The 10,100-nt window shown below is 55.3% G+C and carries 7 protein-coding genes; 1 reads left to right on the top strand and 6 read right to left on the bottom strand.

Annotation, left to right across the window (positions count from 1 at the left end; all coding sequences use genetic code 11):
- Positions 1-638: glutamine-hydrolyzing GMP synthase (guaA, locus tag CBB91_RS14005; protein WP_273014799.1), on the top strand; the 638-nt coding region annotated here is incomplete at its 5' end.
- Between the two features lie 221 nt (positions 639-859).
- Here the strand turns inward: guaA and CBB91_RS14000 are convergent.
- The 6 genes from CBB91_RS14000 to CBB91_RS13975 all read right to left on the bottom strand — a co-directional run.
- Entirely contained in the window at positions 860-1,804 is a 945-nt protein-coding gene (locus CBB91_RS14000) for a glycerophosphodiester phosphodiesterase family protein (protein WP_273014797.1), read from the bottom strand.
- A gap of 78 nt (positions 1,805-1,882) precedes the next feature.
- Positions 1,883-4,642, bottom strand: coding sequence for a TonB-dependent receptor (locus CBB91_RS13995; protein ID WP_273014795.1), 2,760 nt, complete (start codon positions 4,640-4,642; stop codon positions 1,883-1,885).
- A gap of 134 nt (positions 4,643-4,776) precedes the next feature.
- Positions 4,777-7,413, bottom strand: a complete 2,637-nt coding sequence (locus CBB91_RS13990) for a TonB-dependent receptor (protein WP_273014793.1) — start codon at positions 7,411-7,413, stop codon at positions 4,777-4,779.
- Positions 7,414-7,850: 437 nt separating this feature from the next.
- Complete coding sequence (locus tag CBB91_RS13985) at positions 7,851-8,843, bottom strand: FecR domain-containing protein (RefSeq protein WP_273014791.1); 993 nt, start codon at positions 8,841-8,843, stop codon at positions 7,851-7,853.
- A gap of 31 nt (positions 8,844-8,874) precedes the next feature.
- The gene (locus CBB91_RS13980; protein WP_273014790.1) at positions 8,875-9,414 is read right to left on the bottom strand and encodes a sigma-70 family RNA polymerase sigma factor; all 540 of its coding nucleotides are present in this window, start codon (positions 9,412-9,414) and stop codon (positions 8,875-8,877) included.
- 152 nt (positions 9,415-9,566) lie between these two features.
- Positions 9,567-10,100, bottom strand: a 534-nt coding sequence (locus CBB91_RS13975) for a serine hydrolase (protein WP_273014788.1), incomplete at its 5' end; no start/stop codon positions are given.

The raw sequence follows: 10,100 nt of genomic DNA, 5'->3' as shown, positions 1-10,100 counted from the left end.
TGTTCATCGACGTGTTCGAGGAAGAGGCAAAGAAGATCGGCGGGGCGGACTTCCTGGCGCAGGGCACTCTGTACCCAGATGTCATTGAGAGCGTGTCGGCCCTGGGCGGGCCAAGTGTCACGATCAAGAGCCACCACAATGTGGGCGGTCTGCCTGAGCGCATGAACATGAAGCTGGTCGAGCCGCTGCGTGAATTGTTCAAGGATGAAGTGCGCGCGCTGGGCCGCGAGCTTGGGCTGCCGGAAAGCTTTATCGGGCGGCATCCATTCCCGGGACCGGGCCTTGCCATCCGCATTCCGGGTGAGATCACACGAGAGAAGGCCGATACGCTGCGCAAGGCGGATGCGATCTATATCGACGAAATTCGCAAGGCCGGGCTCTATGATGAAATCTGGCAGGCCTTCAGCGTTCTGTTGCCGGTGAACACGGTCGGCGTGATGGGCGACGAGCGTACTTATGAAGCCGTGCTCGCCCTGCGCGCCGTGACCTCAACCGATGGTATGACGGCGGACTATTACCCGTTCGAACACGACTTCCTCGGCCGCGTGGCCACGCGCATTATCAACGAGGTAAAAGGCGTCAACCGCGTCGTCTACGACGTCACCTCGAAGCCACCCGGAACGATTGAGTGGGAATGATTTCATTCTGACAGTCGGGCCGGTCACGGTCTGTGTGGGCCGTCTCGATGGCGCTGAGTAACTCCAGGTCAGTTATGCTGAACCTCGGGCAAGGTTTAAACGGCCTCGCCCGAGGTAAGCAGCCTGAGCGCAGAGAAGTCTGCGCGGTCTTTCCGCGTTCAGAGTGGTGGCTTTCTGATGGTATTTGACGCGGGAATTGGGAGGTTGGGTCCTTTCACCGCCTAATTTGTCGAGGAGATAGCTTCGCGGTTACGAAGACCACGGGATTCCAAATACGCGATGGCGGCGTCTGGGTGGTCGGTCAGGAACATGTCTATGCCGTGATCGACCAGCCAACCCCAGCCCGAATCGGGATCGCTTTCAGAAGCCTTGTCGCCATGACCACCCGAGCGGTCATCACTATACGGAAAAGCGATCATTCTGGTTTCGGGTTCAAACTGGGCCATCAACTCGATCGGAGGATTGTCGGCTTTGAAATCCTTCACCTGAACATGGTCGACATGGGCCGGTATCTGGTCCGGTGAGCCAATGGCTTCGATGTTGGCACCGACGACAATGATCTGATCGTCGGTCAGGCCGGCCGAAATCAATCGACGGCGCGCTCTTTCCGGTACGACGGCCTGATCGAGCAGACCTTTTGCCTCGACCATGTCGTANACNTGATCAAGGCACCCGTTGCCGCATTTCAGGTCCAGCCGGAACATGATGCGATTTGCCATNAGGTCGAGCGCATCGGAGAGCGACGGAGGCGTGAGGTTTGNCGGGTTTCCCGCATCGTCCAGGATTGTTGCGTTGGTAATTTCCGCGAGCGTGTATTGAGTCGTCTTTCCGCTCAAAGTCGTTGTGCGATCAAGAGTCTTGTCGTGCATGAGAACAAGTTGTTTGTCCTTCGTGAGCGCAACATCTATTTCGATCCAGTCAGCCCCAATGGTGATGCAATGCTCAAGGGATGGCAATGTATTCTCTGGGCGTTCGGCTGAGAAACACCCCCGATGCGCCTCAATCAGCACGTAGGGGTCAGTGGGGTCGTGCGCTATTTCGACAGTCCTGGCGAGATGTGGAGGCAGATCGAATGGCGAAACTGAAGGGCGTGTGTCTGGTGAGTTTGTGGAGCAGGCACCCAAGGCCAAGGCGAGCGTCGAGAGAGCAAAAGTGAAATGTTTCATGGAAAATCCTTGCTGTAAAAATGCGCTGCCGAATGCGGGGTGGGGCATCCGACAGCGCACAATCACCTTTTCAGGTGATTAGTATTGGAAATTCACACCGAGCCAGACCACGCGGCCGCGCTGAGTATTTCCGCTCAACAAATCGCCAGTGGGGAATCGGCGATTGAACTCAAGTTTCTCTTCCGTGACGTTCTGCACTTCACCCAGAATTGTGATCCGGTCTGTCAACTCATACCGAGCCTGCATATCGATCACGCCATTCGGTTGGGCGTAGACGTCGTAGACGTCACCGCTGTCGGCAAGAATGTTTGACAAATATTCGTCAACCCAGCTGTAGGCAATCTTGGCTCCGAACGGACCGTATTCGTATGAGAGTTGAGCATTCAGCATGAGCTCTGGTTGGTTGACCCAGCCGCCTGGGTCGCGCTCATCGCCTTCGGCGTTGATGTAAGTGAACTCGCTTCCAATCCAGGTGGCGTTTGCGTCAAACACAAATCCGTCAAAGGGGGCGGGCAGAAGATCTGCGAAGTCTTTCCGAAGACCGAATTCGACTCCGTAGACAGATGCCCCCGTTGCGTTGACAGGCTGGTTGACGGTCGCCGTATACAGATTTCCTTCATACTCAAAATCAGGAATTTCCTCGGTAACGATATAGATCAAATCGTCGACGTCCTTGTAGAAGCCGGCAATCGAAATAAGCGAGCCGCCATTGTCGAAGTAGTATTCGGCAGAGATGTCGAAATTATCACTTACGAGTGGTTTCAAATCCGGATTTCCACGCGAAATCGAGATGCGAGGATCGCTTGGGTCTGTGTCGTCCGGGGCGCTGTAGGCTTCACCCCGTTTGATATATTCGAAGTTTGGTCGCCCGATCGTGCGGGTGTAGGCCGCGCGCAGGAGTACGTCATCTGTGGCTTCGTAGGATGCAATGATCGACGGAAGCAGGAAGTCGTATTCGTAGGATCGTTTGGCTGGGACGAATTGTGCCGAGTCTGGATCGCTGGGCAGACGGACGTCGCGTATATACAGATCAACGTCAGCCTCGGTCTTGTCGTAGCGCAGGCCGGCATGCACCTTGAGTCGATCCGTTTGATAGGCCGCCTGAGCGTAGAAAGCGTAGATCGTTTCATCGATCTCATAGTCCGTATTGATCGAATTGTCCGTTCTGTCCGTGGTCTGGGGTTTGCCTTGAGCAATCCAGTCCGCACGCAGTGCTGCGTCGTCCACGAGGAAGAAGCGGACATTCGGGTCTGTTGTCGAGAACGTTGGATCTTCGACATACTGGTCAAACGTGACGAGCGGACAATTGGTAATGTCGGCCTCTGTGCATCCGTCCGTGTTGAACACGTCGCCTTCAATATATTCCCGGTCAAAACTATGGGACCGGTTTACGAAGGAACCACCGAGTTTGTATCCAAAACCGCGATCATCTTCTTCGTAATTGTGCATCCAGGCGCCATCGAGATAGATCAGGTCCTGTTTGATGTCCTGATAGCGTTCGCGAATGTAGGAGTTGGAAGAGATGGACGGGTCGTTCGACAAGTCTGGGTTCACGAATGTCAAAAGCGGATTCCCACTCGACTGGTCGTAGGAAAAGGTTGTGTCTTCGGACATGGCAGGCAGGAACTTGGACATGTTCCGGACGATATCGACCTCGGCGCTCGAGAACGATGCTGTCAGATCGATTGCATTGTCTTCTGAAAAGTCGTGAGTCAAACGGCCGGTAATTGCAGTCGTAGTCGTTTCCTCTGGCTGATAAACGTAGCCGGCTTCGATACGCCCTTGCGTCCAGTCGCCCGTGTTTTCAGTCTGATTTTCAGGGCGGATGCCCTGGTTGGAAATCGCCAGATGTTCGTGGCGAACTTCCTGTTCATCCTGGTAGAACCACCCCCCGAACAATGAAGCATACGTCGCGGCTGAAGGACGCCATTCCAGTTTGGCGACAGCTGAGGCGCGTTCCTGTTCGTTCTCGAACAAATAGATCTGGTTACGGCGAGGGGCCGCAAAGCCATTGGAATCGGCGAATGAATCGACGGTTTCGTTGCTGGCCGGGTCATCCGTGTAAAAATAGTAAGTTCCGCTTTCACCACCTGGGCGAACGGCGCGCGTGGTCGCGTAGAATTTTTCAAATGAACCCGCCGCGACAAATCCGAACTGATCCTGCGACCCGAAGCTGGTTGCGTAGAGGCCAGTGGCGCGAATGTTCTCGCCTTGATCGTCGACAACTTTCCCTGCGGTCGAGTTTTCACCTACCGAAACCCGCAGATTTCCGAATGGCTCATCCCGGTCGAAAGCCGATGTCGTAACGAGGTTCAATTGACCAGACAGGCCATGAGGGTTCATCTCAGCTGATATCGTCTTGATCGCCTCGACGCGTCCAACGATTGCCGGCGGGAACAGGCTGAGATTCGCGGCGCGATTGCTTTCACTTGCCGTCGCAATTGGCGCACCATCAAATGTCGATAGGTTATAGTCAGGAGCGAGACCGCGAATAACGATGTTTTCTGAGGCGGACTGCGAGCGGGGACCTGCCACGCCCGTGGACGACACGGATGTTACGCCTGGAATCCGGCGGGCGATGTCTGCAACGGTCAGATCTGGCAGCAGTCCGATTGTATCCTGGTTGATGCCGTCGGTAATTCCGTTTGCTGAGCGCTTGTCGGCGATAGCTGCCGAGTTGGCCTGACGAAACCCACTAACGATGACGGTTTCCAGCGTGCGTGCGTCTTCATTGGCTTCCGTGGCGCTGGCGTCCGAGTCGACTTCCTGCGCAATTGCCGTTCCCGATACGGCAAGGATGGCTGCGAGCGAGACGCCCGCGAACAATTTGGTGGACATGGTTTCCCCTTGAAACTGATTGGTGCAACGCCGAGGGGCGCTACAAAACAGACAACGGAGAAGAGATGATCAGCCCGACACGGAATTTTGCGAAGCTTTTGCGACGCCCATCAGAGGTTTGAAAAGTATAAGAATTAATTCTGTAGTCTAAACCCGAGCCATAGAACTCGCCCGCGTTCGACACGTGTGGCCAGCAAGTCTCCAAACGGAAATCGGCGGTGAAAGACGATGTCTTCTGAAGTCACGTTTTCTGCCTCGGCGATCAGTGTGAGGTGATCGTTGAAATCGTACCGAACCTGAAAATCGAGAACGCCTCGGGGTTGCGCATAGGTATCGTGCAGATCACCTGTGTCGGAGAGCACATTCGATAGATATTCACTGACGTGATTGTAGGCGACATTCACCCCCAGGGGGCCAGATTCATAGGCGACCTGACCGTTGAAGATAAACTCCGGCTGGTTCACCCATCCTCCTGTATCGCGGGAATCTCCCTGAGCATCCAGAAAGGTCAATTCACTGCCGATCCATGTGAGGTTGCCTTTGAGGGATAGTCCATCAAAGGGAGTGGGCAGCATGTCACTGAAATCTTTTGTGGCTGACAGTTCAAGGCCGTAGAGCGATGCAGAATTGGCGTTGGTCGGCTGCACAATCGACACGGAGAAGTTTTCTCCATCCAGTTCGTAATCGTCAATGCGGGTTGTCTGGAGAAAGATCAGATCATCAACATTCTTGTAAAACGCCGCCGCCGATATGGCACTGTCTCCGCCGTCGAAATACCAATCCAGTGCCAGGTCAAAATTGTCAGAAGCGAGTGGCGTTAAATCCGGATTTCCGCGCTTGATGGTCACCAGACCATTTTCCGGAATACCGATTTCTTCCTTGCTTGTGAGGTCCTTCACATTCGGGCGGCCGATTGTCCGCGAATAGGCCGCCCGGACCTGAATGTCGGGCGTTGCGTCGATCTTGATAAGGGCAGAGGGCAGCACGTCTTGATAACTGGAGGCACGCGTTGCCGGAACGAATTGGTCTGAATCCATCTCGCCAGCAAGGCGCACATCGCGCAGGAAGAGGTCAATCTCTGCGTCAGCCAGATCATATCGCACCCCGGCCTCTGCATAGACAGGGCCTTGCTGATAGGTCAGTTTCGCATAAGCGCCGAAGAGGGTTTCAAAAAGCTCGTAATCGGTATCCAGTGAATTAGCGGTCCGGTCGACTGTGAGGGGCATCCCTTGCGCCAGCCAAGCCTGACGAACGGTTTGATCATCCACAAGAAGAAAGTCGACATCCGGATCTGTTGTGGAAAATCGCGTCATTTCCACAAAGTTTGAGAATGTCGCCAAGGGGCAGTCACGGATATCGGCAGCCACGCAATTCGTGGTATCGAACACATCGCCTTCGAAATAGGTCCGGTCGAACTCGCGCTCTTGAACCGTGAGTGATAGTCCGGTCTCGAGCCCAATAGGATGATCGTCAGGTTCAAATCGGTATCGGCCGGTGAAGTGCGCCAGATCCTGTTGGATATCCTGGTCGCGCGCGCGGACATAGGATGATGTATAGGTGGATGGATCATTGATGGCGTCAGGCTCAAGAAAATCGAGCACCACGCCAGATGNTGTANCTTGATAGGCAAACTGATCGTTACGAACCGTATCGCCCAGGGTCGCGCCGCGAATGAACTTCGACATGTTGCGCGTCACATCGACATCGGAACGCGATACGGTTCCTGCGATAGAGATTGAGCTTTGGCGAGATAGTTGGTGATTAAAGTGAGCCGCCAATAATCCGGTGACGGTTGTTTCCGGTTGGTAGACATATCCGCTTTCAACCGTGCCGTTCGTCCAGACGCCTGAACTTGCAGTCTGCTCGAGTGGACGCTGATCTTTGTCCACAACCACCAGGTGTTCGTTTCGGGTCTCTTCCTCCTCTTGCCAAAATGCGCCACCGAGAAGTGAGAAATAGGTTGAACTGCCGGGCGCATACTCCAGCTTGAGAAGCCCGGACCCTCGCGCCTGACTGCTTTCAAACAGATAAAGCTGATTTCGTCCTGGAGCCGGGTATCCATTGGATGCGGTGAAGTATTGGACAGGTGTCGGTTCATGAGGATCAGGCGAATAGAACAGGTACGTATCTGCCTGACCGCCGGGCCGTTCGTCGAAACTTGTCGAATAGAAACGTTCATATGATGCGGCTGCAGACAGTCCTATCGCATCTGTCGCGCCAACGGTTCTGGTGAGAAGGCCGTCGATACGGCGATTGAGCCCCTGATCATCCAGGCCATTTCCAGATGTGGAGTTCTTTCCCAGAGAGGCTCTTACAGCCCAGCGCGGTTCATCAAAATCAAACGCGGATGCTGTTTTCAGATTGAGCCGACCTGTCAGCCCGTGGGGGTCGTCCGATGCTGTCAGCACTTTCAGTGCTTCGACCCGCCGGATTGCCGTGGGGGGGACCAAGCTCAGATTGGGGGCGCGGTTGTCTTCGCTTGCGGTCGCGAACGGAAGGTCATCTATGGTCGTTTGAATGTAGTTCGCATCGAGGCCGCGAATGACCACGCTTTGTCGGCTCTCAATCTGTCGCGTCGTGGCTGTCCCATATTCCGGGATGGCTGACACGCCGGGGATGCGACGCGCAATGTCCGACACGGCCAAGTCGGGCAGCATCGTGATTGTATCCTGATTGAGGCCGTCGACAATCGTTCGGGCGCGCCGCTTGTCCCAAAGGCTTGCGCTATTTGCGCTGCGATATCCCGTTACGATGACGGGACGGTTGAGCAAAGGNGCTGGGTCTGTTTCAGGCGGTCTGAGAGTTCCGTCGCGTGGCCTCTTGGCGGCGGGAATGTCTTNGGTTGAATCTCTTGGTGCGCTGGCTGATTTGACCACTGCGAACCCATCGCCAACCTTCCTGAACTCAAGATTGGAACTGGCGAGCAATTTTCGGAGTGCCTCCTCCGCGGAGTACTGTCCTTCCAGTTGCGGGACTGTCAGTTCGGCCAAGTCGGCNGACCGAGCGAGAATTGGCAATTCGATTTGCTCCGACAGTGATGTCAGAGCGGATTGGAGGGGNCCTNNAGNAATCGCGATATCNTACGCATCATTATCCTGCGCATTGGCGTGCATGGCGATCAGGCAAGCTGCGCCAGCAAGAAACGCACGCGTGAAATGCACGACCAGGCCACCTAATCACCGCGCCGGTCAATGCTGCGTGCGATGTGCTAGTCTTGGGACAGCACGACTCGACCTGACTGGTGTTCAATATTCAACTCATAAAGCAACGCGAGCGTTTCAAGTGTGGCGCTGGATTGTGACAGTTTAAATCGTCCACTGACAAGAGACTGTCCCAAATCCGGGTTTTTCAACAGTATTGTGGTGTCTGAGTAACGATCCAGCTTCGCGATGATTTCACTCAGTGTCATATCCGTTGCATCAACCCAACCAGAGCGCCAATCCACATACTCATCCGGGTTGAACGCAAAGGTTGTCAGAGTGTCTCCGGCAAGGAGCAGGGCGCCTTGCCCCCCGACGAGGTCGACAGAATTCGTGCCATTTTCGTCGCCAAATTCGACTTTTCCTTCGAATACCGTGACACGAACGCCCTGATCCCAGCGGCTTAAATTGAATGATGTGCCAACCACGCGGATCTTCGCGTCACCCGCAGCGACGATGAACGGACGCTGGGGGTCTGTGGCGACATCGAATACAGCTTCACCCGCCGCCAGAGTTACCCGCCGCTCAGTCTGGTTTTGGCTGAAGGTCGCGCGGCTTGAGCGGGCCAGATGCATCAGGCTTCCGTCAGCGAGTTGTTCTTGAACGTCTTCACTCTGGGGTGCTTCGACGACCAGCTGTTCTGTGGAAGTGTCCGTTCCGGAGAGGCTTGGCACGTAGAATGCCAGAGCCAGCGCCGCAGCCACCGCTGCTCCCCCCGCGATGGAGGCAATGGGGAGGGCTCGATTCCACCAAGCTGACAGCCCTCGCGACGAAGGCTCCCTCGACGATGACCGATCCTGTCTTTCGATCGTCTGCGCCGCAATGTTCGCAGCCAGTTCGACAGATGGCGCCGACCACGCGGTGGCGGCTTCATCCATCAGGGCCTGACGATCTGGACGACTGTTCAGCCACGCAGACAGCGCCTGCCTATCAGGCACGCTGAGCTCACCAAGAGCCAATCTTGCAGCCCAATCCATCGCCGTGTCGAAATCGTCGTTCATAATCAAACCATTGTTCTTTTTATTGTTCTCATTATCCAAGAGTGTGGACCTCCCCGGTTCGTTCGGATTCTCCCCGCCACTTCCGCCGCGCCTTCACAAGATCTGCCAGCGCGCGGGACATGTGCTTTTCTATTGCTTTGCGGCTTACGCCCAGGCTCTGGGAGATTTCGACATGACTATGGCCTTCGACGCGGGCCATGATGAACACTTGCCGGCGCAGCTTCGGCATCGCATCGATAACCTCCATCGTGGCAGACAGTTCGCGCTTGGCTTCCGTAATCCGTTCGAGCCCTGGCGAGTCAGATGACAGGGCTTCCGGTAAGTCGACATACTCCCTGCGGTTACGTCGGTGACCATCAATAATGAGATTTGAAGCGACTCTGAAGGCATAGGGTTCATGCTCCTCGGCGGACAGTCCACCATCCGCCATACGGGTCAGAACGCGGGAGAATGTTTCCTGTAATATGTCGTCCGGGTCCGCCTGTGCGCCGCATTTGCGACGGACATAGCGCATCAGTCGCTTGACGAAATCCGGGTGAAACTGCGTCGCGGAACCGTTGCTTTTCGGCATATACATGACGGGATTTTACTCACAGACGGTTCAACTCTCTACTTACACAACGCTGTAGCTTGAAGAATCCCCCCAAAATTAATCACGTCGGAAACACGTCGAGGTCTCATTGTCTGAAAGGACAAGCGCCTCAGGACCCCAGAGGGGGCAATCTAACGTGGCGGCTCGGCATCAATCGCGCGCGTGATGTCCATGTAGAATTGGTGGCGTCTGAGGTTTTCGCCGTCCTTGCCGCCCAATGCCGTCGTCCAGTTCGAGTTTGATGCGATGACCAGTTTGCGCTTCCGATCGATGTAGATTCCCTGGCCAAAGATCCCGATGGCAGCGAAGGCATCCTCTCCGTACACCCACCATTGATATCCATATGCCACGCCGTCATAGCCGGTAGCAACGCGGGATGTCGTGGCAGAGGCAANCCAATCNTCCGGCACAACAGAGACGCCGTCGATTGTGCCATTCTCCAGAATGAACTGGCCAAACCGNGCAAAGTCTCTTGTGGCGGCCTGAATGCAGCACCCGCTGATTTCCTGACCATCCGGGCTCAGCAACCATGAGGCATCTTGCTGCATCCCATAGGGCGCCCAGATCTTTTCAGACAGGTATGTGGCGAGCGGCTTTCCGGTCGCCTCCGAGACGAGAATGCCAATCAGATTGGTTTCGCCGGTTGAATAGTTCCACACGTCTCC

The sequence above is a fragment of the Hyphomonas sp. TMED31 genome (assembly GCF_002172815.1).
Classification (GTDB): Bacteria; Pseudomonadota; Alphaproteobacteria; order Caulobacterales; family Hyphomonadaceae; genus Hyphomonas; species Hyphomonas atlantica.
The sequence above is the reverse complement of the archived record's forward strand: the minus strand, read 5'-3'. Positions and strand labels throughout refer to the sequence as shown.